Here is a 1,050-nt window from a genome sequence, read left to right on the forward strand (position 1 = left end):
GTTCACTAACACCACGATCAACAACGATCTGAGTGTGGGTGGCGTGACTAAGCTGGGTGACAACTTCACCGTCAACAAGGACGGCAGCACCAACTACGACGTCACCATCGATAACACCACCGATGGCAACAGCTTGGTGAACAAGAAGTACATCACGCAAGTTACGGGTGAAATTGAGTCCAAGGGACTGAACTTTACGGGTAATGACGACACAGCAGGTGTTGTGCATCGTGATCTTGGCGACACCCTGGCCATTACTGGCGAGGCGACGACTGCGGGCACGTACAGCGGCGCTAACCTGAAGACGGTAACCAATCCGGCAACGGGAGCGATTGAGCTTCAGCTGGCTGAGTCGCCGAAGTTTGGCAACCTCACCATCAACACTGGCGGCAACGACACCATCAATGGTCTGACCAACACGACCTTTGATCCGGACAACTTCACTTCAGGCCAGGCCGCCTCAGAAGACCAGCTCAAGCAGGTCAGTGATGTGGCTAATGCCGGTTGGAACGTCGAAACCACTGACGCTGACGCGACGGTCAGCAATGTTGCCCCGAGCAAGAATGTTGACTTTGTTAGTTCTGACAACAACGTCGTTATCTCGCACACCCAAGATGGGGGTGGCAACACCGAAATTGATTTTGCGCTGGGCCACGATCTGAGTGTCGGTGGCAAAGACGGAAAAGACGGCTACATCGGCGTGGATGGTGCTGATGGCGAGACGGGGGTTGCGATCGACGGCAAGGACGGCACGATTGGTCTGACTGGCCCTGCTGGCCCGAATGGTACGGATGGTCTGACGACGATCTCGATCCAGGATGGTACACCGGGCGTTAATGGCGTTGATGGTGAAACACGCATTGTCTACACCGACCCGGAAGGCAACGAGCAGGAAGTCGCCACGCTGGATGATGGCCTGCGTTTCTCAGGTAACGAGAATCCCGCTGACGGCTATGTCACTCGTAAGCTGAACGAGGAGATGCAGATTGTCGGTGGTGGTGCTGACAAGAACGCCGATGGTGAAGATCTGGTGTACTCGTCCAGCAACGT

The 1,050-nt window shown here is 55.4% G+C and carries 1 pseudogene; it reads left to right on the top strand.

Annotated elements, in window-relative coordinates:
- Positions 1-1,050: pseudogene (locus H616_RS0100015) on the top strand (hypothetical protein); the annotation flags it as partial.

The organism is Halomonas halocynthiae DSM 14573 (genome assembly GCF_000425725.1).
GTDB lineage: Bacteria > Pseudomonadota > Gammaproteobacteria > Pseudomonadales > Halomonadaceae > Halomonas > Halomonas halocynthiae.